The sequence below is a fragment of the Curtobacterium sp. CFBP9011 genome, assembly GCF_034045095.1.
Classification (GTDB): Bacteria; Actinomycetota; Actinomycetes; order Actinomycetales; family Microbacteriaceae; genus Curtobacterium.
Map to the genome: position 1 here is coordinate 534226 of NZ_JAXCWN010000002.1, position 26715 is coordinate 560940.

The window sequence follows — 26715 nt, forward strand, 5'->3', positions numbered from 1 at the left end:
CCCGTCGATAACTCCTGGTGACCGCAGCCGGCGGTCGCCTGATCCCGGAGGGAGCTGATGAGCGTGAACGACCTGTCCGCCGTCCTGTGGCGCGAACGCGAATTGCTCGAACTGCTCACGTTCAAGCTCGAGGAGGAGCAGCTCCTGCTCGCCGCCGGGCGCTCCCGGTGGATCTCGCACGCCAGCCGTGAGGTCGAGCAGGTCCTCGACCGGCTCCGCAGCACCGGCCTCGAGCGCAGTGCCCAGAGCGCCGCCGTCGCCGAGGAGTGGGGCATGCCCTCCGACGCTCCGCTCCGCGAGGTCGTCGCCGCTGCCCCGTCCGGCCCGTGGGGCGAGATCCTCGCGTCCCACCTCGCCGCGATGCTCGAGCTCACCACCCGCATCGGTTCGCTGCGGGACGAGAACGACCGCTTCCTCCGCGTCGCGGCCCAGGCCACGCAGGAGACCCTCGCCGGCACCGTGACGGACGCCGACACCTACGACGCCAGCGGCTCGTCCGGCGCGACCACCGACGGCGCACGGCTCTTCGACGGGAACCTGTAGCGATGGTGAGCACCTTCGGCTCCCTGCAGACCGCGTACTCCGGCCTCAGCGCAGCCCGCGCCGGCCTCGACGTCACCGGCCAGAACATGGCGAACGTCGGCACCACCGGCTACACCCGGCAACGGATCGTCCAGACCGAGGTCGGCGCCCCCGCCCAGACCGGGTTCGTCCGCGGCACCGCGGCACTCGCGGGCCAGGGCGTCTCCGTCGACGCGATCGCCCGCCTGGCGTCCTCGACGCTCGACACCCGCGTCCGCTTCTCGGCCGGTGCTGCCGCGTACGCCGACACCCGCGCCACCGCGCTCGACCAGCTCGAGACCGGTCTGCACGAGCCCGGTGCCGACGGACTGTCCGCGAAGCTCGACGGCCTCTGGTCCGCCTGGAGCGACCTCGCGACGCACCTCGACGACCCGGGCTCGGCCAGCGCCCTGATCGGCGCGGCGAAGACCGTCGCGGCCGCCCTGTCCGCCGGCTCGTCCGCGATCGATGCGCAGTGGTCCGCCACCCGCTCGGCCCTCGCCACGCAGGTCGGCCAGCTCAACGACGCCGCGAAGCAGGTCGCCGACCTCAACGGGGCGATCCGCACCGCGGTGGCGTCCGGCGGCACCGTGAACGAGCTCCTCGACCAGCGCGACCAGCTCACCGAGAAGATCGCGACCCTCACCGGTGCGTCCGTCCGCGACAACGGCGACGGCACGGTCGACGTCGTCATCGGTGGGAACCCCCTCGTGCAGGGCACCACCGCCCGCGGCGTGACGCTCGACGGCCCGCCCACCCTCGGCGCGATGAACACGACGGGCACCGGGCAGCCGTCGGCCCCGTCCCTCCGCTGGGTCGGCGGCTCGGTCGGACCGGTCGCCCTCGGTGGCGGTTCGATCGCCGGCGGCCTGTCACTGCTCGCTCCGGCGAACGACGCCCACACCGGTGGCGCCCTCGCCGAGGCCTCCGCCGCGTACGACCGCGTCGCGACCGACCTCGCCACGACGGTCAACGCCCGGCACGCCACCGGCACGACCCCCTCGGGTGCGACCGGGACCGCGTTCTTCGCCCTCGCCGCCGGGGTCCCCGCCGCACAGGGGCTGTCCGTCGTCCCCACCGACGGCTCCGGCCTCGCGACGCGGAGCGCCACCGGCCATCTCGACGCCTCGGTGCTCACCGCCATCGCGGGCATCGGCTCGGGTGCCGGAGGCCCGGACGCGACCTGGGCGACGTTCGTGACGGGGGTGGGCAGTGCCTCCCGGACGGCGTCGTCGGAATCGACGCTGACCGGACTCGCCCTGACCAACGCGCGCACCCAGCAGCAGTCGAGCGCCGGCGTCGACATGGACGAGGAGAACGTCTCGCTGCTCGCCTACCAGCACGCTTACCAGGGTGCGGCGCGGGTCCTGACCGCCGTCGACGAGATGCTCGACACCATCATCAACCGCCTCGGCCTCGTCGGGAGGAGCTGACCGTGATCACCCGTGTGACCACCCAGATGACCATGGCCGCCGCGCAGGCGCGGCTGCAGGCCGGAGCCGCGAAGGTCGCCGACCTGACCGACCAGGCGACCACGCTCAAGGCGATCCGGAAGCCGTCCGACGACCCGGCCGGCACCGCGACCGCGATGCAGGTGCGCAAGGAGCAGGCGCAGGCCGCGCAGCACGCCCGCAACGCGGACGACGCCGTCGGCTGGCTCGCAACGACCGACACGGCCCTCGCCGACGTCGGGAACGTGCTCGGCAAGGTCCGCGACCTCACCGTGCAGGCCGCGAGCGACGGCACCATGAACCCCACCGCCCGCGACGCCTTCGTCAAGGAGCTGCAGGGGCTGAAGGCCGACCTGCTCAGCACCGCGAACACGAAGTACGGCACCCGGTCGGTGTTCGCCGGGTCCTCCCCCGCCGGCGCCGCGTACGCCGCCGACAGCACGTGGGCCGGCAGCGCGAGCACGAGTGTCACCCGCGCGATCGGCACCGGTGAGCAGGTCCGCGTCGACACCGACGGCAGCGCCGTCTTCGGGACCGGTGGCTCGTCGGTCTTCGCACTCCTCGACGGCATCGTCGCCGACCTGCAGGCAGGCACGAACGTGAACCCACGACTCACCCAGATCGACGCCGCCCAGCTCGCCGTCCGCGGCGCCCAGGCCGACGTCGGCGTCCGACACTCGGCCGCGCTGTCCGCGCAGGACTCGCTGAAGACGCTGTCCACCACCCTGGAGGGCCGCCGCTCCGGTGTCGAGGACAAGGCCCTCGCGCAGGCCGTCCTCGACCTGCAGGTCCAGAGCACCAACTACCAGGCAGCCCTCGCCGTCACCGCGAAGGTCCTGCAGCCGACCCTGATGGACTACCTCCGATGAGCATCGACCTGACCTTCCCCGTCGCACCGTTCGGCCTCGAGCCGCTGCGCTCCTTCACGCTCGACGTCGTCGACGGCGCCGAGGGCCTGTTCACCCTCGTCGGCTCGGGCACCACCGACGCCGGGGTGGATGCCCCGCGGCTGTACCTGCTCGACGCCGCGGTGCACCTGCCGGACTACGCACCGCTGCTGACCGACGAGCAGGCTGCCGGCATCGGCCTGACCCGTGCCGAGGACGCGATGCTGCTCGTCGTCGCGAACCCCGACGCCGCGGGCACCACCGTCAACCTGCTCGCGCCGGTCGTGGTGAACGCCCGCACCGGTGTCGGCGTGCAGTGCATCCTGGAGGACCAGAACCTGCCGCTCCGCGCGGAGCTCGCCCGCAGCTGAGGGACGTCGGCGCCCAGCGTCCCCGGGCACCCCACGGGTAGCGTCAATCGCATGTCCAGCTCCCCGAAGGACCACGACGCGCTCGTGCCCATGCCGCCCGCGCCCGTGCAGTCCGCCACCACGCCCGACGGCCAGCGCGTCCAGACCGACGCGCCCGCCTGGAACGGCTGGCTCGACCGGGCGATCTCGGTCCAGCGTCCGGCCGTCGTCGCCCACGTCGCCCGGGTCCGTCGCCGTCACCCGGACGCCTCGCCCGCCCAGGTCATCGAGATCCTGGAACGCCAGTACCTGACCGCCGTGACGTCCGGCGGTGCCGCGGTGGGTGCCAGTGCGGTCATCCCCGGCGTCGGCATGATCGCGAGCCTCGGGCTGAGCGGCGCCGAGACCGTCGGCTTCCTCGAGGCCAGCGCGCTCTTCGCCCAGTCCGTCACCGAGGTGCACGGCATCACCGTCGAGGACCCCGAGCGCGCCCGTGCCCTGGTCATGGCGATGATGCTCGGCGCACCGGGCACGCAACTCGTCAAGCAGCTCGCCGGCCAGGCCGGGGGCGGTCAGGGCCGCACCGCCTTCTGGGGCGAACTCGTCACCTCGTCGCTGCCGAAGTCCGCGATCAGCGGCATCGGCGGCAAGCTCCGGGCCTCGTTCGTGAAGCGCTTCCTGACCCGTCAGGGCACCTCGGTCCTCGGCCGTGCCATCCCGTTCGGCATCGGGGCGGTCGTCGGCGGTCTCGGCAACCACGCGCTCGGCCGCAAGGTCGTGCAGTCCTCACGCAGTGCGTTCGGCCCGCCGCCCGCGCACTTCACGGTCGTGCTCGAGCCCTCCGGCGGGAAGGCCGCGAAGGAGCCGAAGCCGCTGAGCAAGCGGCAGCAGCGTGCCCTGGACCGCGGTCGCGGCCACTGACGCTGCGCACAGCACGTGACGGACGGGAGGCTCCCCACCAGCTGGTGGGGAGCCTCCCGTCCGTCGTCGCGCCGGTCAGCGGCCGTCTCCCGCGCCCCTGTCAGTGCTGACGCGTCGGCGTCATGACGACCTGACCGGCGTGGGCGAAGCCGCCGCCGAAGCCGAACAGCAGCGCGGGCACGCCCTCGGGGAGCTCCCCGCGGTGCCAGGCCTTCGACAGCCCGAGCGGGACGCTGGCGGCCGAGGTGTTGCCGGACTCGACGACGTCGCGGACGACGTACTTGCCCTCGCCGCCGAGTGCGGTGACGAGGGGCTCGATGATCCGGAGGTTCGCCTGGTGGAACGCGAACACACCGATGTCGTCGAGGGTAAGGCCGGCGCGTTCGACGACGGCGCGGGCGTGTCCCTCGGCCTCGGTGATCGCCCACCGGTAGATGGAACGCCCCTCCTGCTGGAAGATCTCGGGGTCGTGCGTGACGCGCACGGCGTCCTGCAGGTGCGGCACACTCCCCCACGAGACGGAGCTGATCTGCGGCTCGTCGGACACGCCGAGGACCGCGGCGCCGGCACCGTCGCCGACCAGGACGCAGGTCGAGCGGTCGGTCCAGTCGGCGATCCGGGAGAGCGTCTCGGACCCGATCACCAGGGCGGTGTCGGCGGAGCCGGTGCGGATCGCCTGGTCGGCCATCGCCATCGCGTACTCGAAGCCGCTGCAGGCGGTGTTGATGTCGATCGGCGCGGGGCCGTTCGACATCCCGAGTGCTGCCGCGACCCGTCCGGCCGTGTAGGGCGAGCGGTCGCGGTGGGTGGTCGAGGCGACCACGACCAGGTCCACGTCGGTCGGTGTGAGCCCGGCGTCCGCCAGGGCGTTGCGCGCGGCCTCGGTCGCCATCGACGTCACGCTGTCGTCCGGACCGGCGATGTGCCGGGTCTTGATGCCGGTGCGGGTGGTGATCCACTCGTCGTTCGTGTCGACCATGGTCGACAGTTCGTCGTTGGTGAGGATCCGGTCGGGCTGGTGGTGGCCGAACCCGATGATCCGGCTGCCTCGGAGTGCTGGGATGTTCACACCCGGCACGCTACGCCTGTCGTCCAGCGGAGCATGCCGGACGCGGCATGCGGCGGCCCGGTCAGTCGCGGGCCGCCGCGGTGGCGCGGCGGTTCGCCTTCTTGATCGCGTCGACCAGTTCGTCCTTCGTCATGGTCGACCGTCCGCTGACGTCCAGGCGCTTCGCGACGTCGAGCAGGTGCGACTTCGAGGCGTTGGCGTCGACGCCCTCCTCGGTGGTGCCGGAGCCCCGCGAGCCGGCGGCACCGGAGTCCGACGGGCCGGCGGCCTCCTTCTCCTCCCAGTGGTCGCCGACCTTCTCGTACTCGTGCTTCACGGCGGCCCAGGCGGTCCGGCCGGCGCGCTGCCCGTCGCCGTACTCGGCCTCGGCGGACTTCCGGGCGGCGCGGTAGACGTCCTGCGCGTGCTCCGGGGACCGCTGGAGGGTGCTGGGGAGGTCGTCGTCAGCGGGCATGTCGGGCTCCTTCACTGCTCGGGTGGTCTGCACCGGTCGGTACCGGTGGGGTGCCTCCACCGGTACTCCCAGGGCCTGGCAGCCGGTCGAGGGACAGGCGTAGACCTGGGTGATGGACTACACACACCTCGGACGGACAGGGCTGTCGGTGTCACGGGCAGTGCTCGGCACGATGAACTTCGGACCGGAGACCAGCGAGGACGACTCGCACGCGATCATGGACCGGGCGCACGAGCTCGGCGTGAACTTCTTCGACACCGCCAACGCGTACGGCGGCTCGGTGGGCAAGGGCGCCACCGAGGAGATCATCGGGCGCTGGTTCGCCAAGGGTGGCGGCCGACGCGACAAGACGATCCTGGCCACGAAGGTCTACGGCGACATGACCGGCTGGCCCAACGGCGGCAAGCTCAGCGCGTACAACATCCGCCAGTCGATCGACGCCTCGCTCCGTCGCCTGCAGACCGACCACATCGACCTCTACCAGATGCACCACGTCGACCGAGACACCCCCTGGGACGAGATCTGGCAGGCGATGGAGATCGCCGTCGGCCAGGGCAAGGTCCTCTACGTCGGTTCGTCGAACTTCGCCGGGTGGCACATCGCCCAGGCGCAGGAGGCCGCTGCGCACCGGAACTTCCTCGGGCTCGTCAGCGAGCAGTCGATCTACAACCTGGTCGTCCGCGACGTCGAGCGCGAGGTCCTGCCGGCCGCGCAGCACTACGGCATCGGTGTGATCCCGTGGTCGCCGCTGCAGGGCGGTCTGCTCGGTGGCGTCATCGAGAAGACCGAGAACGGGTCCCGCCGTCTGTCCGGGCGGAGCGCCGAGTACGTCGACGCCCACCGCGACCAGCTGACCGCGTACGAGTCGTTCGCGAAGGAGCTCGGCCACACGCCGGGCGAGCTCGCGCTGGCATGGCTGCTGCACCAGCCGGGCGTCACCGCACCGATCACCGGCCCGCGCACGATGGAGCAGTGGGAGTCCGCGGTCCGTGCCGTCGACGTCCGCCTCGACAGCGCGGCGCTCGCGCGCCTCGACGAGCTCTTCCCCGGCCACGACACGTCCCCCGAGGACTACGCCTGGTGACCTGACCCCTCGCGCACACGAGGACGGCCCCCGCTCGGGTGAGCGGGGGCCGTCCTCGTGCGGGAGAGCGTGTCAGCGGACGCCGACCGGGCTCTTGTCCTCCTCGTCGTAGAGGACGTAGCCCTCTTCGCCGTGGACCGCGGTGTCGATGCCGGCGACCTCGTCCTCCGTCTTGACGCGGAAGCCGATCGTCTTCTCGATGATGAACCCGATCACGAAGGCCAGGACGAACGAGTACGCACCGACGGCACCGGCGGCCGCGGCCTGCTTGCCGAGCTGGGCGAACGAGCCGGAGTAGATCAGGCCGGTGTCGTTGGCGAAGAAGCCGAGGAACAGCGTGCCGAAGATGCCGCCGACCAGGTGCACGCCGACCACGTCGAGCGAGTCGTCGAAGCCCAGGCGGTACTTCCAGTCGATGGCGAAGCAGCACACGATACCGGCGAGGAAGCCGAGCACGAGGCCCCAACCGGGCGTCAGGTTGGCGCACGCCGGGGTGATCGCGACGAGACCGGTGACGGCACCCGAAGCGGCGCCGACCGAGGTGGCCTTGCCGTCCTTGAGCTTCTCGACCAGCAGCCAACCGAGGATCGCGGCGGCCGGAGCGGCGAGCGTGTTCACCCAGGCGATGGCGGCGATGCCGTCAGCCGCACCCTCGGAGCCGGCGTTGAAGCCGAACCAGCCGAACCAGAGGATGGCGGCACCGAGCAGGACGAAGGGCGGGTTGTGCGGCTTGTGCGCACCCTTGGCGAAACCGACGCGCTTGCCGAGCACCAGGGCCAGGGCCAGACCCGCGGCACCGGCGTTGATGTGCACCGCGGTGCCACCGGCGAAGTCGATGACGCCCCACGTGGCGGCCCAGCCCGAGGTCAGGTTGAAGACCCACGAGGCGACCGGGAAGTAGACGACCGTGACCCAGACACCGGCGAAGACCATCCACGCGCCGAACTTGGCGCGGTCGGCGATGGCGCCGGAGATGAGTGCGACGGTGATGATCGCGAACGTGGCCTGGAAGCCGACGAAGGCCATCGACGGGTAGGCCGCGTCGATCTTGGAGGCCTTGGCCTCTTCGAACGCCTGGCCGAGGCCGAGCTGGTTCCAGTCGATGCTGAAGAAGCCGACGACCCCGGAGATCGCCGTGTGGTCGCCGGGGTTGGCGAAGGCGATCGCGTAGCCGTAGAGCACCCAGAGGACGCTCACCAGGGCGATCGCTCCGAACGACATCATCATCATGCTGATGACGGACTTGGCCTTCACCAATCCGCCGTAGAAGAAGGCCAGGCCGGGTGTCATGAACAACACCAGCGCGGCCATCACCAACACGAACGTCGTGTTGCCCTGATCAAGCATGTGTGCACCTCTCGTGAGCTGTGCGGCTCTCGTCCGCCTCGGGTGCGACCGAGTCTGGCGACGGCGTGTTTCACCGGAGCGCTCGGTCTGTTTCGCGGAGGTAACGTCACGGCGCGTTCTGTGAACGCTGTGTTTCGTGGACCGGTCAGTGCGGTGTGCAGGTGCCCGGAGCGACGTGCGAGGACGGTCAGGAGGCCCGGGGCTGGGTCTCCGCGCGCGTCAGGGCCACGACGCGGCTGGCTGCACGCAGGTACTTCTTGCGGTACCCGCCCTCGAGCATCACCTCGGGGTACACGGTGTCGAGCGGGATGCCGGACGCGACGATCCGCACCTGCGCGTCGTACAGCCGGTCGACGAGCGCCACCCAGCGGAGCGCATCGGTCTGGTCGGTGAACGCCTGCACGTCGGTCAGGCCCACGGCGTCGAGGCCGTCGACCAGCGCGACGTACTTCGACGGGTGCACCGACGCCAGGTGGGCCACGACGGACCGGAAGTCGTCCTGCGTGACGCGGGCCGGGCCTCCCGTCGCGGAACCAGACGCCGACGCGGTCACCGTCGCCAGCGCCGAGGGGACGTCGTCGACGACCGAGGCGGACTCGTCGACGGCACGGCGACGGAAGTCGAGGCCGTCGATGCGCATCGTGTCGAACCGGTCCGACATCGCCTGGATCTCGCGGAGGAAGTCCTGCGCCGCGAACCGGCCCTCGCCGAGTGCGCCCGGCGGGGTGTTCGAGGTGGCAGCGAAGCGGGTGCCGGACTCGGACAGCTCCTTGATGAGCCGCGTCATGACCATGGTGTCGCCCGGGTCGTCGAGCTCGAACTCGTCGATGCAGACCAGCGCGGTGCCGCGGAGCAGGTCGACGGTGCCCTGGAAGCCGAGTGCGCCGACCAGGGCCGTGTACTCGATGAAGGTGCCGAACGTCTTCCGGCCGGACGCCGCGTGGTAGGCGGCGGCCAGCAGGTGGGTCTTGCCGACGCCGAACCCGCCGTCCAGGTACACACCCGAACGCGTCGGCGTCTCGGGCTCCTTGCGCTTCCGGCCGAACAGGCCGCGCTTGGCGGGCTCGGGCGGCGTCGCGACGAAGGCCTCGACCGCGTCCCGGACCTCGGCCTGCGACGCGTACTCCGGGTCGGGGCGGTACGAGGCGAACGACGCGGTGGTGAACTGCGGCGGCGGCACCAGCGACTCGGCCATCTGCTGCGGGGTCACCTGCGGGTCGCGGTCCACGAGGTGGGCGACGGGAGCGAGTTCGGGCAAGACGGCCTTCCGGTGCGGAGCGTGCGTGTCGTGTTCGTCGTGCGGTGTCACGGTGCGGCGGGGACTCGGCCCGCCCGCGTACCGTTGCCGTCGACGCGCAAGGACCGATCGTAGTCCGCACGCCACCGATCCCCAGGAGGTACCCCCGATGACCGCACCGGTCGACCCGTCCGAGAAGTTCCGCTCCTACGCGCACCCCGAGCGCCTGGTGTCCACCGAGTGGCTGCAGGAGCAACTCGACGCCGGAGCCGGATCGCCGGAGCTCGTCGTGGTGGAGTCCGACGAGGACGTGCTGCTCTACGAGACCGGGCACATCCCGGGCTCGGTGAAGATCGACTGGCACACCGACCTCAACGACCCGGTGCAGCGCGACTACATCGACGGCGAGGCGTTCGCCCGTCTGGTCGGCGGCAAGGGCATCGGCCGCGACACCACCGTCGTCATCCACGGCGACAAGAACAACTGGTGGGCCGCCTACGCCCTCTGGGTCTTCACGCTCTTCGGGCACGAGGACGTCCGCCTGCTCGACGGCGGCCGGGCGAAGTGGACCGCCGAGGGCCGCGCGATGACGACCGACCGGACGACCGTCGAGCCGGTGGAGTACCCGGTCGTGGAGCGCCACGACGAACCGGTCCGTGCCTTCAAGGACGACGTCCTCGCGCACCTCGGCAAGCCGCTCATCGACGTCCGCAGCGCCCCCGAGTACGACGGCTCCCGCACCACCGCGCCGGACTACCCGGAGGAAGGCGCCCTCCGCGGCGGCCACATCCCCACCGCCGTCAACATCCCCTGGGCGACCGCCGCCGCCGCGGACGGCACGTTCCGGTCGCGCGACGAGCTCGACGCCGTCTACCGCGACGGTGCCGGCATCGGCGACGCGGACGAGGTCATCGCCTACTGCCGCATCGGTGAGCGCTCGAGCCACACCTGGTTCGTCCTGCAGCACCTGCTCGGCTACGACAACGTCCGCAACTACGACGGCTCGTGGACCGAGTGGGGCAGCGCCGTCCGCGTCCCGATCGTGCAGGGCTCGGAGCCGGGTACGCTGCCCTCTCGATGACGGACGCAGCACTCCCCCAGCCCCTCGCCGAGATCCGCGACGACTTCCTCGCGCTCTCGTTGAACGACCGCCTGCAGCTCCTGCTCGAGTTCTCCGACGAGCTGCCGGCCCTGCCGCCGCGCCTGCAGGGCCACGAGGACGCACTCGAACGTGTCGAGGAGTGCCAGTCCCCGGTCTTCATCACCGTCACGGTCGGCGAGGACGGCGACGCACCCGACGTCGTCCGGATGCACGCCACCGCGCCGCGCGAGTCGCCCACCACCCGCGGGTTCGCCTCGATCCTGGCGCAGGGCCTCTCCGGTCTGACCGCCGAGCAGGTGCTCGCGGTGCCGGCCGACTACCCGCTCACGATCGGGCTGTCCGAGGCGGTCAGTCCGCTGCGGATCCGCGGCATGGTCGGCATGCTCGGCCGGGTGCAGCGGCAGGTCACGGCGGCGGTCGCGTAGCTGCCTCGTTCCGGACGGGCGCGGCCCGCTCAGCGGTGACGCGCCTCCCGTCCGTCGTTCCCGCCGTCTGCTGAGCGTTCCGGTGGAACGCACGGTGCACGTGACAGGATGGGCCCGTCAACCGACGAGGGGAACGGGACGACATGGGGAAGATCCACGGCAACGACCCGACGGGGTACTCATACGGAGACGCCGACGGACTGAAGTCCGCTGCGACGGGGCTCGCGAACGCGATCAGCGGCCAATCGGGGTCACGGGCGTCGTACGTCACGACCGCGAGCCGGGAGTTCCGGGGGTACTTCTCCCAGGTCTTCGCGGACAACGCGGACGTCGCCTCCCGAGGGGCGTCCGAGCTCGTCGGCGCTCTGCAGAGCCTGTCCGGCTTCGTCGAGCAGCTGCGTGAGGCCGCGAAGCAGGAGGACGACCGGCGGGCGAAGGCGAAGGCCTGGGCGGCGCGCAAGAAGGAGCGCGAGGACAACCTCTTCGTCGCCGCGACCCACGAGGTCGGGACCTGGTTCGGCGCCGATGACGACCCGAAGCCACCGGAGCCGGAGCCCGAGCCGCACCGCCAGGCCGACGCCGTGACCGTGAGCGGCCGGACCATCCCGGCCGGTGGGGGTGGCGGAGGCGGCGGCACGTCGTCGGCGGTGCCCGCAGACCTCCGGTCGTTCCAGTCCGGCATCCGGTCGTGCGACGAGTCACTCGCCGGCGCGGTCTCGACCTTCCGCAACGCCCTGACCGACTACGAGTCCGGCTGCAACCCGTGCTGGGGCACGCTGAACGCGCAGTCGCTCGTGACCGCCGTGAACGACTGGCTGACCGCGAACGGTCAGGACGCGGCCTGGGCGGGCACCGTCGCGGCGCAGTTCGAGGCCGCAGGCGGTGGCACCGGACCCGCCACGCTGTCGGACGCCTCGATCTCGGCGGCCCTGGCGGCGGCCGGCATCGACGCCACCCGCGACGACCTGACCATCGGCCCGTTCTCGGCGATGGGGACCCCGCCGACGAACGGCTTCGCCGACGACCCGGTGAACACCGCGACGGGCAACTTCCTCGAGCCGGAGACGGACCTGCGCTTCGGTGGGGCCGCGGCAGCGCTGCACGTCTCGCGGATGTACAACTCGCTCGACACCCGGGTCGGGTGGTTCGGCATCGGCTGGTCGTCGGTGCTCGACGTCCGGTTGGAGCTCGGTGACGAGGTCGCGTCGATCGTGCTCGAGGACGGACGCCAGGTCGACTTCCCCCGGGACGGCGACGGCTGGGGACGCGGGGTCGGCGAGGACCTCTGGCTCCGCCGTGAGGACGCCGTGCTCGTCGTCGCCGACAACGCCGGCGGTCGATGGACGTTCACGCCGGCCGGGCTCTGGCTCGGCACCGACCGGGGGCCGGGCACCGGCGTCTCGGTCGTCCGCGGCGCCGACGACCGGATCACCCGGCTCGAGCACGAACTCGGCCGCGCGGTCCACGTCGAGTACCAGGACGACCGCGTCGCCTCCGTCTCGGCGTCGGACGGCCGCCGTGTCGAGTACCGGTACGACGACGCCCGCCGCCTCGTCGCCGCGCAGGACGCGGTCGGCACGCGACGCTACCGGTGGGACGACGCAGGCCTGGTCGACCAGGTGACCGCGGCCTCCGGAGTCGTCGAGTGCGTCAACGTGTACGACGCGCAGGGCCGTGTGGTCGAGCAGCGCACCCCGTTCGGACGCACCGTCCGGTTCGCGTACCTGCAGGGCCGGGTGACCTCGGTGTCGGACACCGACGGAACCGCCACGAACACCTGGATCTCGGACCGGAAGGGCCGCGTCGTCGGCATCGTCGACGCCGACGGCCGCCGTCAGTCGATGTCGTACGACCCGCACGGCAACCTGGTGTCAGTCACCGAGCGCGACGGCCAGACGACCGTCCACGGGTACGACGACCGTGGCCGACGCGTCCGCACCGTGACGCCGGAGGGCGCCGACCTGACGTACGGCCACGACGAGCAGGACCGCGTCACGACGGTCGTCACGGCGGCCGGTGGCGTCGTCGAGTACGAGTACGCCGACGCAGCGGACCGCAACCCGTCGGTCGTCGTCGACCCCGTCGGCGGGCGGACCGAGCTCGAGTGGCGCGGCGGCACGCTCGTCCGGTGCACCGACCCGACCGGGGTGAGGGTCACCTTCCACCACGACCGGTTCGGCGACGTCGTCGGCATCGAGGCCGCCGACGGCGCGGTCGCACGACTCGAGCGCGACGACGCCGGTCGTGTCGTCGAGGCACGCACACCGCTCGGCCACCGCACGCGCTACCGGTACGACGCGAGCGGACTGTTGACCTCCCGCGAGGAGCCCGACGGCGGCGTGTGGCGGTACGAACACGGTCCGGGCGGCCGGGTCACCGCGACGGTCGATCCCACCGGTGCGCGGACCGAGCTGACGTACGGGCCGCACGGCCAGGTCGTCGCGACGACGGACCCGCTCGGTCGGGTCGTCACGAAGGACTTCGACGCGCTCGGCAACGTGACGACGGCGACCCTGCCGGACGGGGCCGAGTGGCGCTTCGTCCACGACGCGCTCTCCCGTCTCGGCACCGTGGTCGACCCGTCCGGCGGCAGCTGGACCCGCGAGTACGACGCGACCGGGCAGGTCAGCGCCACCGTCGACCCCACCGGCGTCCGGACCGACATCGAGCGCGCACGCGTCGACGGCATTGCGGTCGTGCGGAACGCGTTCGATGACGTCACCGTCCGCACCGACGAACTCGGTCGGCCGCTGTCGGTCGAACACGCCGACACCTCCGCGGAACTGACCACCTACGACGCCGCTGGGCGCCCGGTGGAACTCGTCGACGCCGACGGTGGCCTCACGGTCATCGAGCGCGATCTGGCCGGTCGTGTCGTGGCCGTGACGACGCCCGCCGGGTGGACCAGCCGCTACGAGTACGACCGCTGTGGTCGTCCCGTCGCCGCCGTCGACCCGGCCGGCGCCCGCACCACGCTGACGTACGACGCCGATTCGCGGATCACCGCGCGGACGATGCCCGACGGGACCGTCGCGCGGACCGAGTACGACGCCGTCGGCCGCGTCGTGCGCTCCCAGGCGCCGGGTGTCGGCACCGCGGAGTACCGGTACGACCGGGTCGGTCGGGTCGTCTCGGCACGGGACTCCCGGTTCGGGCAGCGGTCGTTCCGGTACGACGCCGCCGGCCAGTTGACCGCCGCGGTGAACGGACTCGGTGGGGTGACCCGCTACGAGTACGACGAGCGCGGTCGACTCGTGCGCACCACCGACCCACTCGGCGGTGTGACGGTGCGGACGTACACGCAGCTGGACAAGGTGTCGTCGTCCACTGATCCCCTGGGACGAACGACCACCGCGACCTACGACGCGGCCGGGCGCCAGCTGACCCAGACCGATCCCGATGGCGGGGTCCTGCGATGGGAGCACGACGCCGCCGGGCTCGAGGTCGCCCAGTACGCGGACGATGCACTGCTCGCCCGCATCGACCGCGACCCGCGCTCCCGCACGGTCACGATCACCGACCACACCCGTGGCGGGGATCCGGCGACCCACACACTGGAGTACAGCCGGCTCGGACAGCTCGTCCGTCGCAGCTCCGACTCCCGTGAGACCCGGTGGAGCCACGACGCCGACGGCCTCCGCACCGCTGTGTACTCCCCCGACGGCACGGTCACCCGGTACGACCGCGACGCCGTCGGTCGTGTCAGCCGTGTCGAGCACACCGCCTTCGGCGAGGTCCGGTACGACCACGACCCTGCCGGACGTCTGACGGGCCTCCGGGCCGGTGACGAGCTGCAGTCCTGGCGCTACGCGGACGGCCAGCTCGTCGAGCACACGACGACCGACGCCGACGGTTCCGACGTGACCCGCATCGAGCGTGATCCCGACGGGCGGATCCTGTCGGTGGACGGCCCCACCGGACGGACCGGGTACGGCCACGACGACGGGGCACAGCTGGTCTCCGCCGAACTCGTGTCAGCGGTGGGCCCTGACCACCGGTCCGACTGGGTCTACGACGCAGCCGGACGGCTCGTCGAGGAACGCACCGATGATCGAGTCCGTCGGTTCCACCACGACGCGGCAGGTCAGCTCCTCCGGGTCGAGGACGGTGACGAGTCCGTCACCTACGAGTACGACGGGCGCGGCCAGCGCACGCGCGAACTCCGGAGCGACGGCAGCACCACCGACTCGCTCTGGGACGCCCGCGGGTGGCTCGCCGCCACACGGAAGCAGCGCCCCGACGGCTCGGAGACGATCAACCTGACGGTCGATGCCCTCGGTGAACTCGCCGAGGTCGACGGTGTCCCGATCACCTGGGACACCGCGGCGGCCACGCCGACGCTCCTCGCGGTCGGCGACGCCCCGGTCCTCCGTGCTCCCGGAGGCATCACCGGAGTCGGTGACGCCTGGACGACCGCCGGCTGGCGCAGCGCCCGTGCGGCCTCGGAAGCGGACCCGTGGCAGGTCCTCGCCGACGTCGGAGGGGCGTCCCTGCCCGCAGCCGTCGGTCTGGGTGCCGACGGCACCCTGCAGGTCGCCGGACTCGAGTGGATGGGCGCCCGCGCCTACGACCCGACCACCCGCGGGTTCCTCTCCGTCGACCCGCTCGCTCCGCCCGCCGGAGCCGCCTGGGGTGGCAACCCGTACTCGTTTGCCGGCAACGACCCGCTGCACGCGCTCGACCCGCTCGGGCTCGCGCCGATCACCGACGCCGAACTCGAGGCCTACGCCGCCAGCGAGCAGGGTCCCCTGGCCCGCGCCGCAGCGGCCACGGGCGAATGGTTCAAGGACAACTGGGAGTACGTCGCCGGTGGCGCGATGGTCGTCGGCGGTGGACTCCTCATGGCCACCGGCGTCGGCGGCCCGGTCGGCATGATGCTCATCAGCGCCGGCGCGGACACCATCATCCAGAAGGCCACCACCGGCGAGGTCAACTGGGGGCAGGTCGCGGTCAGCGGAGCGTTCGGTGCCGTCGGCGGCGGCTTCGGTGCGGCGATCGGCAAGCACTTCGTCGGCAACGCGGTCGAGGGTGCTGTCGAGAACGTCGCGAACACCGTCGTCAGTGGGCAGCCGGTCACACCGGGCAGCCTGCTGCGGAACGCTGCCGAGGGCGCCGCGACGTCGGCTGCGACCGGCGGGGTGCTCAACAGGGTGCACGTGCCGAACGCCGTCAGCAAGCTGGAGGACGTTGCGCCGACGCCCACCCCGATCTACCGCGGGATCAACGAAACGCATCACGAGTACGCCGCTGCGACGGAAGGTGTCGCGTACCCCGGCCACCTGCAGGGCCACCGGGATGCAGCGGCCCACAACGCGGGAGACAGTCGCAACAGCATGATGACGAGCTGGAGCACGGACCGATCCGTCGCTGAGCGGTTTGCTTCTGATCCAACTGGGCAGGGCGTCCTGACACCCGGCGGTCGTGGGGTCGTCCTCAGCACCGATCTGGAGCCCTACGCGAGCCGCGTCGTGCCAAGTCCCGACAACTACAACGAATCCGAAGTCCTCATCCGCGGAGTGGTCCGCGATGCGAAAGTTGAAAGGTACGGCGACTGATGAGCGTGTTGACCGTTCGGGACCTCGACCGGATCCTCGCGCACTCCACCGTGCCGGTTCCCCCGAAGGTGGAGTCGGTGATGGCTCGTGCTCAGAAGGACGACGAGGTCTTCGCCGACCGCTTCAGCGCAGCGGAGTTCGTCGCCATGGTGCGCTCCAAGTACCTGGCCCGCGAACCGAACCTCCAGGAGCTGATCGAGCCGCTCGTCGGCCTGGGCAGCACTCCGGTCATCTTCTGCCAGGTGGAGTCCGGCGAGGAGGTGGTGTCGCTCGTGCTCGACGAGCACGAGAACGAGGTGCTCGCTGCGACCTACCTCGATCGATCTCGGATGGCGAGGACAATCTCGCTCGGGGACCTCCGCGGGCTCCTTCGGGCGTCGCCACTCCCGGCCGCAGGCCGCGCCCTGTCCGCGATCGAAGCGCTGCCCGACGACCGGGTCCTCCGCCTCGGCGAGACCGAGGCCTCAAGCATCGCGAGGACGCTCTGGACGAAGTACAACCTGGCACGTGAGAAGGGGGTCACGGTGGTCGGACTGGAACAGTTCACGAAGGACCTCTCCGATGCTGGATCCATGGACGTTCTGCTGGGCTCGATCTGGCTACAGGACTCATTGGTGACCGCAGCCTTGGATGCGACTGCTCGTCAGATCGTCGGCGTGCTCTACATCACCGATTTCCTGCCCCCGGCCAGACGTGAGACCCCCGCTCGGTGATTGCCGACCTGGCCCGCAGGAGGAGACCCGTCTTGAACAGCGAGAGGCAGTTGTACGATGTGCGGCCAGGAGACGTGTTCGGAATACCTTTCCACGGCGGGAATTACCAAGTCGGGCAAGTCATTGACGATTACAAAGGCGCGCTCTACGTCGTGGTGTTCGACTCCACGGTCGCCACCCCAAGTCCAGGGCTGGAAGCCGTCAGTGCTGCGCTTGGCACGCCGCCCCTCCTTGCGCGGATGACCTTCGACTCCCGCTTCCGACCAGGTATGTGGGAGATCTTCGGGAGCGCGACCCCAGACCGCCGGAGGTTCCTTCCCGCCTACTCTGTCAAGACGCCGGGGCAGCAAGGTGTGGAGGTCACCAGTTTCGATGGTTCCGCGAGAACCACCGTGACAGGCGATCTCGCCGACGCCATTCCACCCCTCGTGATCGACTCTCCGATGATCCTCGAGAAGTTCGTTCGCGCACTGCACGGGGAAGGACCGTGGCTACCGTTCATGGACGACCTGATCTACCGGGAGACACCGACTTCTGCAGAGCTGTTCGGCTGACGACCAGGAAGCCCTTGCGTAGGGCAGGATCATCCTCGATATCTCTGACGTCGCGACTGACCCAGATCTCGAGTGGGTGGCGCAGGGTGAGGCCGGGACGACCTCCATCGCGAACGGCATTCGGGACGGCGCCGTGATTCGAGTAGTCATCAGGAACGATGAGATCATTTCCGGATTCCCTACCAACACATCGAAAAACCCACAATGAACAACCTTGGCAATTACCGAAATCAGGCACTCCGCGTCATCAGCGGACTCGAAGAGCGGCTCGGAATTCAAGCGCTGGAAGATGCGCGCGATCTCGTTGAATGCAACGAAGCCCCTATCGGCCTGAGTATCGCAGCAGGGCTCATCGCGGAGCGCAACCTCACTGTTCCCATGTGGATCGTCGAGGAAATCAAACGTCTCTTGCAAGAGTGGCCAGAGGAACTCGCTGAGCTTCCCGAACACTTCGAGACGCACGGCTCTGATCTCCTCCGCGGCGATGTGTCACCCGAAGGGCCGAGCACCTGATCGAGGGTTCCGTATGCTGCGCCTTTTCACTCTTGACTTGATTCAAAATGAAGACGTGGATGTCGAACTCGACGACATCTTGAGATCTCTGTGTCTCCCCGAACTCTCTTGGACAGCCGAGGACATCTTCGTCAACGTCTCCCCTGGCTCCGGATTGGAGATTCGTGAACTCGAACGAGTGTCCGGCACGCCAGGTCTTCCGAATCCGGTGCTCGACCACGCCACGTTCACTCGTCTCGTCGCAGCCACGGTGCAGTTCATCGAGGGCGAGTTCATCGGCTTCGACGAAGCCGATGTCGGTCAGCTCGACAAAGCCGTGATCGTCCTCGATGTGGTGGACGGAGCGTGGTGGACGGTGATCCTCGACCTGGATCGAGTCGGCGTGCAAGACCGGTTCACTGCGATCTTCGGGGAAGGAACACCGGCGGCAGTCATGTCCCGCCGGCCACACGACCCCTGAAGGAAGGCCCGTGGTCGTCTTCGACTGGGTCGAGAACACCCCAGCGCGGCGGTGAGACGAAGGCACCGGTTCCCCTGGACGGCAACCGAGGCAGACTTGACGAGTACATCATCCCGAACGGCATCGAGAAGGGCGCGATCCAACTCGATCGCGTCAGCGGCATCAATCCGGAGTTTAGACATGCAAGAAGTCTTTTTTCTCTCCTCCACGGACAGCAAGCGATTCTCGTCCGTCTTCCGGTGCGAAGTGGAACGACCGATCGAGCTCCCGAACGGTCGCCATGCACTGATGGTCAGCTGCGATCCGCCGCTGAACGGTCAGGAGCTCGGCCACCCGCTGGGCATCGGGGAGCTGTTGCTCTGGAGTCGCTTCGAAGACGAAGACCTCTGGACCTTCCCCGCCTTCCCGCACTTCGTGCAGATCTGTCTCCCTGACGTCGATCTGCCTGTCCGTGCCATGCCTCCGAGCATCGCATGGGGCGAGATCTACAAGACCGAGGCGGACGCGCACGCCCACGAGATGAGTGCTTGCTCGCGCTCCTCGACGAAGTGATCGAGTTGGTCGGCAAGCTCCCGTAGACTCGCGAACCGCATTCCGAGGCAGCAGGAAGCGATCGGTGAGAGCGAGCGAATGAGGACCATGTCGTTCCGCAGGAGATCAGGCCACCCGGCAACCAGGAGACCCCAGCCCGACTTCGTGACGTACCACCGCTTGATCGGCTCACAACCGATGGGCGTCCTGACGTTCCGCAACGTCGTCAACGGGATGACCATCCCTCCCCTGCGCTGGCTCGTCACCGACCTGGACATGGTCGTGCTGCCGGACTCGGACCTCAATGTCCTCGAGTGGGAGCAGAAGCTGCGCGACAGCAGCGGCGACGGGCTGTGGATCACCGACGACGACATGCGGCGCTTCGTCCGGGACAACCACCAGATGATCGACGGCGAGTTCTTCGGCTCACCGATCGGCAGCACCACGACGGATGCCTTGCAGGCGGTGATCCGCATCGACTTCTTCGACAGCACGACGGTCACGGTGACCCTGGATCGTTCGGTGATCGGGACCTCCTGGGAGTTCGAACTGTTCCTCGGACCCGGCGTTGCCGTACCGGGCATCGGGAGCCGCGACGAGGAGACCGCCGCCCAGCAGCGCCGTGCACAGGACGAGCACCGCCGCGCACAGGAGGAACGTGACGGTCAGCAGATCCGCGCACTCGTCCGCGCGTGCCTCCAGAACGCTCGGATCGACGAGGCACCGGCGCTCCTCACCCAACTCGACGCAGTGGTCGACGTCACGCCGTCCGGGCCGCGCGCGTGGGCGCTCACGCTCGAACGCGACGACGCACCCCGCGTCGATCTCCCCGATGGACCACTGCCGGAAGCCGCCAGTTACCGGACCGACGCCGAGGCAGTCGGCGGCGAGTTGCTCATCTGGATGCAGGACGGCAGGATGCAGATGGTCGAGCTCCCGTGGTTCACCGACGAGATGCCGACTGAACTGCCGCGTGTCGATCAGCTCGTGTTCCCCGCAGAGCGAGACGCCGGAGACGGCGAGAGGACACCGTGACGAACACCACGTCGGCCCCCATCCAGCTGCACGTCGCTGGCGACATGGTGGACGCCGTCACGGTCGACACCGCCGTCACCGTCCGTTTCTCGAGCGGAGCAACCCTCCGGTTCGAGACAACCTTCTCCCTGACCGAGGCCGACGGCACGCACACCTTCATGGAACCCGGCGACCCGCCCTCGCTCCTGCCGCTCCTCGCCCTCCACACGAAGGTGGTGGAACGCGGCACCGTCACCGGCGCCCGCATCGCCGTCCGCTTCGCATCGGGTGAGCTGCTGGAGGGGTGGTCCCACCGCGACCGGCCGTCGTGGCACTGGTCCGAACCAGGACGAGGGCGCCTGGACATCGACGTCCTGACCGGCGGCGAGGTCGTCGCCCGCACGCTGCCCGGAGGGACGCCGTCATGAGTGCGGGAGTGGGTCGCGACGGCCCCGGAGGAGGCACCGTGACCGACGACCACAGGCTCGATCTCACCGACGCCCGGGTGGACGTCCTGACCATCACCTTCCAGACCACCATCGGGTTCTCGAACGGCACGACGGTGCAGTTCGAGACCGAGTTCGCGATCACCGGTCGGGACGGGCAACGCCGGATCGTGGATCCGGGGCAGAAAGCAACGCTCGCACCCGTCCTGGCCCTGCTCGGCGACACGGTCACGAACGCGACACTCGACGGCGCCGACCTCCGGGTCGACTTCGCATCTGGGACGGTCCTGCAGGCCTGGCCCGACGAGTCGTACGAGTCGTGGAACCACCACGGCGCCGGGCCGGAGCCCCGGATGATCATCGCCATGCCCGGCGGTGGCCTGGCAGTCGTCGACCCACCGGCGACGTCCGACTGACCGGTCGTGCCACGATGGGGTGTCATCGGACGAGGGGAACGGACGACGTGTTCGGCAAGCGCAAGAAGGACCAGCCATCGGGCTCAGAGTTCCACCAGGCTGACAGCGAACAGCAGCTCTTCGCGCAGCTCCTGGCCGAGACCAGGGCGGACCCCGAGAAGGTCTTCACCATCGACATGGTCGGCCGCGGCACACCCGGCCGTGACCTCGACGAACAGGTCGAACGACTTCGACGCTCCGGTGTGACGGCGTCGCATCCGCCAGCCACGGAAGCAGCAGCAGACCGCTCGTCCGCACGCGCCGATCCCTCCGCCGACGAGCTGGTCCCACTCAGCCGCCAGCCGTTCACCGCCGAGACCGGTGACGTCTTCTTCATCCCGGACGGCGGCGGCCGCGTGCTGCTCGGGCACGTCCTCGCGACGCTGCACGACGCCGTCTACGTCGCGGTCTTCGAGCGCCCCGAGGACCTGCCGCGCCCCGCCGACCCGCTCGTCGTGCTCGCCACGCAGCCGGTGGTGGCCGGGCTGACCCTGCCGGCACGGTTCCAGCCGGGCATGTGGGAGGTCGTCGGCAACGTCGCCCCGGACACCGCCCGCCTGCTGCCCGCGTACACCTGGGGCACGGACCTCGACGGCGTGCACGTCACCGACTTCTCCGGGTCGCATTCCCGACCCGCGACCGAGATCGAGGCGACGACGATCCCCCGCCGGATCGTCGTGTCGCCGTACTTCATCGACATCGCCGTCCGCGCCGTGGTCGGCCTCGTCGACTGGCACCCCGACTTCGAGCACCTCCGCTACCGCTCCACCCCGCGGTCCGTCGACCTCTTCCCCGACCGCTGAAGTTGGTAGCCGCTCGACCTGGCAGCCGCTGAAGCGGGCAGGCGCTGCTGACGGGCTGGTCGCGACGCGCACGGCGGGTGGTGACCACCCGTCGGACGGGAGGCGCGTCACCGCTGGCCCCGCGCCTCCCGTCCGACGTCGGTCACCGCACGCGCGTCACCGCGCGTCGGCCGCCGGCCGTGACGCCACCACTTCGGTCAGCCACGCCCGGATCCGCGCGTCGAACCAGTCCGCGTCGTGGTTCCAGAGCTTGGTGTGCCGCGCGACGTGGGCGACCTCGAGCTGCACCAGGTCCGGCCGGGCGGCGGCGAGGGCGTACGACGCCGATGACGGCACAAAGCCATCGTCGTCGCTGTGCAGCAGCAGGATCGGGACCCGCAGTTCGTCGGCGCGGGCGACCATGTCGAGTTCCCGCAGGTCGATCGGCTGGTCCAGTCCGGCGACCCGGTGGACGACGGGCGTGCGGAGGACCCACTGCGCCACCTTCCGCACCGGTCGGGGCAGCCGGAGCGCCCGGCTCTGCGACTTCAGGACCGCGTGCCAGTCGACGACCGCCGACTCCAGCACGACGCCGCTGACGAGTCCGGCGAGGCCCGAGCGCACCAGGGTCTGCAGGACGACGGCACCGCCCATCGACCAGCCCATCAGCACGACGCTCGTGGCGCCCTGCTGCGCGACCCAGTCCAGGGCGGCGTCGACGTCCTCCCACTCGGTCGAACCCAGGCCGTAGCGACCGTCCGGGCTCGGTGGTGCGACGCCGTCGTTCCGCCACGACGCCAGCAGCACCGAGTAGCCGGCGGCCCGGAACACGGGTACTGCGCGGATCGTCTCGGCCCGGGTCACACCTCGGCCGTGCACCAGGACGGCCCAGGGCGCGGCCGGGTCCGCGGCACGGACGACCCAGGCGGGTGCGGGGCCGTTCGGGGTCTGCACGTCGACGTCCTCGACCGGCACCCCGAGCTCCCCCGGGGTCAGGTAGAACCAGCCGCCCCACCGACCGCGTCGGGCCACGGTGGGGTCGCCGGCGTCGACGGCGATGACCCGGCGGGTGACGGTCGTGTCGGTGGTGTCGAGCACCTCGCCGACGCGCATGTGCCCCGTCGCGCCGCCGAACCACAGGCTGTACCGACCCGGGGACTCGGTGTCGGGACTGCGTCCCAGGGAGACGGTGCGTGCCTCCAGGTCGACGGCCGTGATCGGCACCCGCTCGGTGCGCTTGCGGTCCGGGGTGACCACGGCCCGGGCGACGGCGGCGACCGAGCCGGCGACCACGGCGACGCCGACGGCAGCGGCGGTGACGCCGGCACCCAGCGCGAGGAGGCCGACGGACCGGACGGCATCGAGACGGCGGGCCATGCGGGCCTTCCAGGACGAGGACGACTCAGGACGAGGGCGACTGCGGGCAGCACGACTGCGGGGCGGACGGCGTGCCGCCCGTACCGGTGCTGGGTCCGGAGCCTAGTCTGCATCCGTGCCCGAATCCCGAGACCCCGACGCCGAACCGGAGGCGTTCGCGCGTCTCCGCTCGTTCGTGTCGAGCGGCAGGACCCGCACCGAGACCACGGTCACCGAGATCCCGTCGCCGAGTCGCATCGCCCCGTTCTCGCTCGCCCTGGCGGCGGACGTGTCGGGCGCAGTGCACGGTGTGGACTCAGACCTCGGCACCGGACGCTTCATCGCCCTGCACGACCCCGCCGAGCCGGAGGGGTGGGGCGGCGCGTACCGCATCGTCACCTTCGCGCAGGCCCCACTCGAGCCGGAGATCGGGGTCGACGAGTTCGTCGCCGACGTCACCTGGAGCTGGCTCGTCGACGCCCTCGACGCGCACGGCGCCCGGTACGGCAACGCGTCCGGCACGGCGACGAAGATCATCTCGCGCGGGTACGGCGAACTCGCAGCACAGGGCGACGGTGCCCAACTGGAACTGCGGGCGTCGTGGACGCCCCTCGACGACGACCTGACGCCGCACGTGCAGGCGTGGGAGGAGATCGTGGCGATGCTCGCCGGACTCCCCCCGGCCTCGGACGGTGTCTCGCTCCTGGCCCCCCGGAGGCTCGCCCGTGACTGACGCCGATCCCGCCTACGAGGACGCGCACGCCGCCGTCCACGTCATCGAGGAGCGCGACGAGTACCTCGACGCGGTCGCCCGCCTGGCCGCCGGCACCGGTCCGGTCGCGGTCGACGCCGAGCGCGCCAGCGGGTACCGCTACTCGCAGCGGGCCTACTTGATCCAGGTGTTCCGCCGCGGGTCCGGCTCGTTCCTGTTCGACCCGATCGCGATCGGCGACTTCACCGACCTGCAGGCCGCGCTCGTCGACGAGGAGTGGGTGTTCCACGCCGCGTCGCAGGACCTGCCGTGCCTCCGCGAGGTCGGCCTGGTCCCGACCCGGATCTTCGACACCGAGCTCGGCGCGCGCATCGCCGGGTTCCCCCGAGTCGGCCTCGGTGCGGTCGTCGAGCAGCTGCTCGGCATCACGCTCGCGAAGGCGCACTCCGCCGCGGACTGGTCGACACGGCCGCTCCCCCAGGCCTGGCTCGTGTACGCCGCCCTCGACGTCGAACTGCTGCCGGACCTCCGCGACTCGCTCGCCGCGGTCCTCGAAGCAGCCGGCAAGGCACGCATCGCGGAGGAGGAGTTCGCCGCCGTCCTCGCCCGTGCGCCGAAGCCGCCGCGCGCCGAGCCCTGGCGCCGGCTGTCCGGCATGAACGTGCTCCGCGGTGCCCGGGCCCTCGCGATCGCCCGGTCGCTGTGGCTCGCCCGCGACGCGTACGCGCAGGAGACCGACATCGCCCCCGGCCGGACGATCCCGGACTCGGCGATCGTGGCCGCCGCCGCTGCCGCCCCGACCTCGCGTGCCGAACTCGGAGCGCTGAAGTCCTTCACGGGCCGCGCCAGTCGCTCCGAACTCGACCGGTGGTGGGCCGCCCTCGAGGAGGGTCGCACCACCGAGGACCTGCCGCGCCTGCGTGGCGGGAGCGAGCCGAGCCTCCCGCCGCCCCGTGCATGGGCCGAACGCAACCCGGCCGCCGACCGCCGGTACCGCGCCGCCCGGGCCGCCGTCACCGCGCGTGCCGCCGAGCTCGACCTGCCCGTCGAGAACCTGCTGACGCCGGAGACGCTCCGTCTGGTGTCCTGGACGCCGCCGAAGACCGTCGCGACCGAGACCGTCGGGGCGACGCTCGCGTCGCACGACGCCCGGCCGTGGCAGGTCGAGGAGACCGCGTCGGTCATCGCGCACGCGTTCGAGGTGGCTGCGGACCGTTCCGTCGAGGACCCGGCGGCCGAGGTCACGGCGACCACGGCCTCCCGTCCGGACGACACGACGGCGGACGCCGACGCACTCGGCGCGACCGACGACCCGGACGCCGACGCGCAGACGGGCGACGCCGCGCTTGTCGCAGACGGACAGGCCGACGACGCCACCGGGACCACCGGCTCGTAGGAACCGCCCAACCGACGTGCCCCTGCCCAGCCGGGGGTACTAGCGTCGGAGCGTCGCCGGGCGAGGCCCGGCCGGTCGGGGTGACACGTCGCTCCGGCCCGATCGTTGTGGATCTGGAGGCTCGCATTGCCGAAGACATCAGACGTCGTGTTCGTGGACGGTGTCCGTACCCCGTTCGGCCGCGCCGGTGAGAAGGGGGTGTTCTGGCGGACCCGCGCCGACGACCTCGCCGTGCACGCGATGCGTGGGCTGCTCGACCGGAACAGCTCGCTCGACGGAGCCGCCGTCGACGACGTCGCGGTCGCCGCGACCACCCAGCAGGGCGACCAGGGCCTGACCCTCGGACGCACCGTCGGGATGCTCGCCGGCCTGCCGAAGTCCGTCCCCGGCTACGCCATCGACCGCATGTGCGCGGGTGCGATGACGAGCGTCACCACCCTCGCCGGCGCGATCGCGTTCGGTGCCGCCGACGTCGCCATCGCGGGCGGGGTCGAGCACATGGGTCGCCACCCGATGGGCTTCAACGCCGACCCGAACCCCCGCTTCGTCGCGGAGCGCATGGTCGCCCCCGACGCGCTCGTGATGGGCAACACCGCCGAGCGCCTGCACGACCGTTTCCCCGCCATCACGAAGGACCGCACCGACGCGTTCGCCGTGCAGTCCCAGCAGCGCTACGCCACCGCCTGGGGCGCCGGCAAGCTGCAGCCGGACGTCATCCCGGTCGAGGTGAACACCGGTCAAGGCTGGGACATCGTGTCGGCCGACGAGCCGCCGCGTCCCGGCACCACCCTGGAGGCCCTGGCCGCGTTGAAGACGCCGTTCCGGTCCCACGGACGGGTCACCGCCGGCAACGCCGCCGGCCTGAACGACGGCGCGACGATGAGCCTGCTGGCCTCGGACGCCGGTGCGAAGGAGCACGGGCTCCCGACGAAGATGCGCATGGTCTCGTTCGCCTTCGCGGGTGTCGAGCCCGAGGTGATGGGCGTCGGCCCGGTGCCCGCGACCGACAAGGCGCTCTCGAAGGCCGGGCTGTCGATCGACGACATCGGCCTGTTCGAGATCAACGAGGCGTTCGCGGTGCAGGTGCTCGCGTTCCTCGACAACTACGGCATCGCGCAGGACTCCCCGAACGTCAACGCCTGGGGCGGTGCGATCGCCGTCGGGCACCCGCTCGCCTCGAGCGGTGTGCGTCTGATGACCCAGCTCGCGGCGCAGTTCGCCGAGCGTCCGGACGTCAAGTACGGCATCACGACGATGTGCATCGGGCTCGGCCAGGGCGGCACCGTCATCTGGGAGAACCCGAACTTCAGCAAGTCCGCGGCACGGAAGGCGGCCTGACC

At 70.8% G+C, this 26715-nt stretch carries 26 protein-coding genes; 21 read left to right on the plus strand and 5 right to left on the minus strand.

The window, feature by feature from the left end; all coding sequences use genetic code 11:
* Window positions 1-57: 57 nt before the first annotated feature.
* Genes SOM35_RS06795 through SOM35_RS06815 form a run of 5 tightly spaced genes read left to right on the plus strand, consistent with a single transcriptional unit; the run spans window position 58 to window position 4170 of the window.
* The gene (locus tag SOM35_RS06795) at window positions 58-543 is read left to right on the plus strand and encodes a flagellar protein FlgN (protein WP_320514824.1); all 486 of its coding nucleotides are present in this window, start codon (window positions 58-60) and stop codon (window positions 541-543) included.
* Between the two features lie 2 nt (window positions 544-545).
* The gene (gene flgK, locus SOM35_RS06800) at window positions 546-1994 is read left to right on the plus strand and encodes a flagellar hook-associated protein FlgK (protein ID WP_320514825.1); all 1449 of its coding nucleotides are present in this window, start codon (window positions 546-548) and stop codon (window positions 1992-1994) included.
* A 2-nt stretch (window positions 1995-1996) separates the two neighbouring features.
* The gene (locus SOM35_RS06805) at window positions 1997-2881 is read left to right on the plus strand and encodes a flagellin N-terminal helical domain-containing protein (protein WP_320514826.1); all 885 of its coding nucleotides are present in this window, start codon (window positions 1997-1999) and stop codon (window positions 2879-2881) included.
* Complete coding sequence (gene fliW, locus SOM35_RS06810; protein WP_320514827.1) at window positions 2878-3270, plus strand: flagellar assembly protein FliW; 393 nt, start codon at window positions 2878-2880, stop codon at window positions 3268-3270. Before SOM35_RS06805 ends, fliW begins: the two co-directional genes overlap by 4 nt.
* Window positions 3271-3321: 51 nt before the next feature.
* Entirely contained in the window at window positions 3322-4170 is an 849-nt protein-coding gene (locus SOM35_RS06815) for a hypothetical protein (protein WP_320514828.1), read from the plus strand.
* Window positions 4171-4270: 100 nt separating this feature from the next.
* Here the strand turns inward: SOM35_RS06815 and SOM35_RS06820 are convergent, their stop codons facing one another.
* Both SOM35_RS06820 and SOM35_RS06825 read right to left on the minus strand, forming a co-directional pair.
* Window positions 4271-5239, minus strand: coding sequence for a beta-ketoacyl-ACP synthase III (locus SOM35_RS06820; protein WP_320514829.1), 969 nt, complete (start codon window positions 5237-5239; stop codon window positions 4271-4273).
* Between the two features lie 61 nt (window positions 5240-5300).
* The gene (locus SOM35_RS06825; protein WP_320514830.1) at window positions 5301-5693 is read right to left on the minus strand and encodes a ChaB family protein; all 393 of its coding nucleotides are present in this window, start codon (window positions 5691-5693) and stop codon (window positions 5301-5303) included.
* A gap of 112 nt (window positions 5694-5805) precedes the next feature.
* On the opposite strand from SOM35_RS06825, the gene SOM35_RS06830 reads away from it, so the two are divergent.
* Entirely contained in the window at window positions 5806-6777 is a 972-nt protein-coding gene (locus SOM35_RS06830; RefSeq protein ID WP_320514831.1) for an aldo/keto reductase, read from the plus strand.
* 72 nt (window positions 6778-6849) lie between these two features.
* On the opposite strand, the gene SOM35_RS06835 is transcribed toward SOM35_RS06830, so the two are convergent.
* Both SOM35_RS06835 and zapE read right to left on the minus strand, forming a co-directional pair.
* The gene (locus tag SOM35_RS06835) at window positions 6850-8124 is read right to left on the minus strand and encodes an ammonium transporter (RefSeq protein WP_253462914.1); all 1275 of its coding nucleotides are present in this window, start codon (window positions 8122-8124) and stop codon (window positions 6850-6852) included.
* A gap of 187 nt (window positions 8125-8311) precedes the next feature.
* The gene (gene zapE / locus SOM35_RS06840; RefSeq protein ID WP_320514832.1) at window positions 8312-9382 is read right to left on the minus strand and encodes a cell division protein ZapE; all 1071 of its coding nucleotides are present in this window, start codon (window positions 9380-9382) and stop codon (window positions 8312-8314) included.
* Between the two features lie 148 nt (window positions 9383-9530).
* On the opposite strand from zapE, the gene SOM35_RS06845 reads away from it, so the two are divergent.
* From SOM35_RS06845 to SOM35_RS06900, 12 genes are all read left to right on the plus strand, one after another.
* Entirely contained in the window at window positions 9531-10442 is a 912-nt protein-coding gene (locus tag SOM35_RS06845; protein WP_320514833.1) for a sulfurtransferase, read from the plus strand.
* Entirely contained in the window at window positions 10439-10888 is a 450-nt protein-coding gene (locus SOM35_RS06850; protein WP_320514834.1) for a SufE family protein, read from the plus strand. Before SOM35_RS06845 ends, SOM35_RS06850 begins: the two co-directional genes overlap by 4 nt.
* A gap of 143 nt (window positions 10889-11031) precedes the next feature.
* Window positions 11032-16443 (plus strand): DUF6531 domain-containing protein, encoded by a 5412-nt coding sequence (locus SOM35_RS06855; RefSeq protein WP_320514835.1) that lies wholly within the window; start codon window positions 11032-11034, stop codon window positions 16441-16443.
* Entirely contained in the window at window positions 16443-17156 is a 714-nt protein-coding gene (locus SOM35_RS06860; RefSeq protein ID WP_320514836.1) for a hypothetical protein, read from the plus strand. The genes SOM35_RS06855 and SOM35_RS06860 overlap by 1 nt, the downstream gene beginning before the upstream one ends.
* Before the next feature lie 32 nt (window positions 17157-17188).
* On the plus strand, window positions 17189-17710 hold the full coding sequence (locus SOM35_RS06865) for a hypothetical protein (RefSeq protein ID WP_320514837.1): 522 nt from the start codon (window positions 17189-17191) through the stop codon (window positions 17708-17710).
* Between the two features lie 204 nt (window positions 17711-17914).
* Entirely contained in the window at window positions 17915-18223 is a 309-nt protein-coding gene (locus SOM35_RS06870) for a hypothetical protein (protein ID WP_320514838.1), read from the plus strand.
* Between the two features lie 13 nt (window positions 18224-18236).
* Entirely contained in the window at window positions 18237-18683 is a 447-nt protein-coding gene (locus tag SOM35_RS06875) for a hypothetical protein (RefSeq protein WP_320514839.1), read from the plus strand.
* A 180-nt stretch (window positions 18684-18863) separates the two neighbouring features.
* Complete coding sequence (locus SOM35_RS06880) at window positions 18864-19235, plus strand: hypothetical protein (RefSeq protein ID WP_320514840.1); 372 nt, start codon at window positions 18864-18866, stop codon at window positions 19233-19235.
* Window positions 19236-19448: 213 nt separating this feature from the next.
* Window positions 19449-20249, plus strand: a complete 801-nt coding sequence (locus SOM35_RS06885) for a hypothetical protein (RefSeq protein WP_320514841.1) — start codon at window positions 19449-19451, stop codon at window positions 20247-20249.
* Window positions 20246-20656, plus strand: coding sequence for a DUF6188 family protein (locus tag SOM35_RS06890; protein ID WP_320514842.1), 411 nt, complete (start codon window positions 20246-20248; stop codon window positions 20654-20656). The genes SOM35_RS06885 and SOM35_RS06890 overlap by 4 nt, the downstream gene beginning before the upstream one ends.
* A gap of 38 nt (window positions 20657-20694) precedes the next feature.
* Window positions 20695-21090 carry a DUF6188 family protein gene (locus tag SOM35_RS06895; RefSeq protein WP_320514843.1) on the plus strand — a complete coding sequence of 132 codons (396 nt, stop codon included), beginning with the start codon at window positions 20695-20697 and terminating at the stop codon, window positions 21088-21090.
* Window positions 21091-21137: 47 nt separating this feature from the next.
* Window positions 21138-21932 carry a hypothetical protein gene (locus tag SOM35_RS06900; RefSeq protein WP_320514844.1) on the plus strand — a complete coding sequence of 265 codons (795 nt, stop codon included), beginning with the start codon at window positions 21138-21140 and terminating at the stop codon, window positions 21930-21932.
* A gap of 156 nt (window positions 21933-22088) precedes the next feature.
* On the opposite strand, the gene SOM35_RS06905 is transcribed toward SOM35_RS06900, so the two are convergent.
* Window positions 22089-23288 carry an alpha/beta hydrolase family protein gene (locus SOM35_RS06905; protein ID WP_320514845.1) on the minus strand — a complete coding sequence of 400 codons (1200 nt, stop codon included), beginning with the start codon at window positions 23286-23288 and terminating at the stop codon, window positions 22089-22091.
* Window positions 23289-23403: 115 nt separating this feature from the next.
* Here SOM35_RS06905 and SOM35_RS06910 point away from each other — a divergent pair, with 115 nt between their 5' ends.
* From SOM35_RS06910 to SOM35_RS06920, 3 genes are all read left to right on the plus strand, one after another.
* Window positions 23404-24000 (plus strand): DUF3000 domain-containing protein, encoded by a 597-nt coding sequence (locus tag SOM35_RS06910; protein WP_221851915.1) that lies wholly within the window; start codon window positions 23404-23406, stop codon window positions 23998-24000.
* Window positions 23993-25375 (plus strand): HRDC domain-containing protein, encoded by a 1383-nt coding sequence (locus SOM35_RS06915; RefSeq protein ID WP_111073294.1) that lies wholly within the window; start codon window positions 23993-23995, stop codon window positions 25373-25375. Before SOM35_RS06910 ends, SOM35_RS06915 begins: the two co-directional genes overlap by 8 nt.
* A 126-nt stretch (window positions 25376-25501) precedes the next feature.
* Window positions 25502-26713 (plus strand): thiolase family protein, encoded by a 1212-nt coding sequence (locus tag SOM35_RS06920; RefSeq protein WP_320514846.1) that lies wholly within the window; start codon window positions 25502-25504, stop codon window positions 26711-26713.
* The last annotated feature ends 2 nt before the right edge of the window (window positions 26714-26715 follow it).

Coding starts and splice junctions, on each gene's coding strand:
- SOM35_RS06860 (WP_320514836.1), top strand. CDS start 16,443: ATGAGCGTGTTGACCGTTCGGGACCTCGACCGGATCCTCGCGCACTCC.
- SOM35_RS06885 (WP_320514841.1), top strand. CDS start 19,449: ATGACCATCCCTCCCCTGCGCTGGCTCGTCACCGACCTGGACATGGTC.
- SOM35_RS06875 (WP_320514839.1), top strand. CDS start 18,237: ATGCTGCGCCTTTTCACTCTTGACTTGATTCAAAATGAAGACGTGGAT.
- SOM35_RS06825 (WP_320514830.1), bottom strand. CDS start 5,693: ATGCCCGCTGACGACGACCTCCCCAGCACCCTCCAGCGGTCCCCGGAG.
- SOM35_RS06880 (WP_320514840.1), top strand. CDS start 18,864: ATGCAAGAAGTCTTTTTTCTCTCCTCCACGGACAGCAAGCGATTCTCG.
- SOM35_RS06870 (WP_320514838.1), top strand. CDS start 17,915: ATGAACAACCTTGGCAATTACCGAAATCAGGCACTCCGCGTCATCAGC.
- SOM35_RS06905 (WP_320514845.1), bottom strand. CDS start 23,288: ATGGCCCGCCGTCTCGATGCCGTCCGGTCCGTCGGCCTCCTCGCGCTG.
- SOM35_RS06815 (WP_320514828.1), top strand. CDS start 3,322: ATGTCCAGCTCCCCGAAGGACCACGACGCGCTCGTGCCCATGCCGCCC.
- SOM35_RS06855 (WP_320514835.1), top strand. CDS start 11,032: ATGGGGAAGATCCACGGCAACGACCCGACGGGGTACTCATACGGAGAC.
- flgK (WP_320514825.1), top strand. CDS start 546: ATGGTGAGCACCTTCGGCTCCCTGCAGACCGCGTACTCCGGCCTCAGC.
- SOM35_RS06795 (WP_320514824.1), top strand. CDS start 58: ATGAGCGTGAACGACCTGTCCGCCGTCCTGTGGCGCGAACGCGAATTG.
- SOM35_RS06830 (WP_320514831.1), top strand. CDS start 5,806: ATGGACTACACACACCTCGGACGGACAGGGCTGTCGGTGTCACGGGCA.
- SOM35_RS06850 (WP_320514834.1), top strand. CDS start 10,439: ATGACGGACGCAGCACTCCCCCAGCCCCTCGCCGAGATCCGCGACGAC.
- fliW (WP_320514827.1), top strand. CDS start 2,878: ATGAGCATCGACCTGACCTTCCCCGTCGCACCGTTCGGCCTCGAGCCG.
- SOM35_RS06835 (WP_253462914.1), bottom strand. CDS start 8,124: ATGCTTGATCAGGGCAACACGACGTTCGTGTTGGTGATGGCCGCGCTG.
- SOM35_RS06845 (WP_320514833.1), top strand. CDS start 9,531: ATGACCGCACCGGTCGACCCGTCCGAGAAGTTCCGCTCCTACGCGCAC.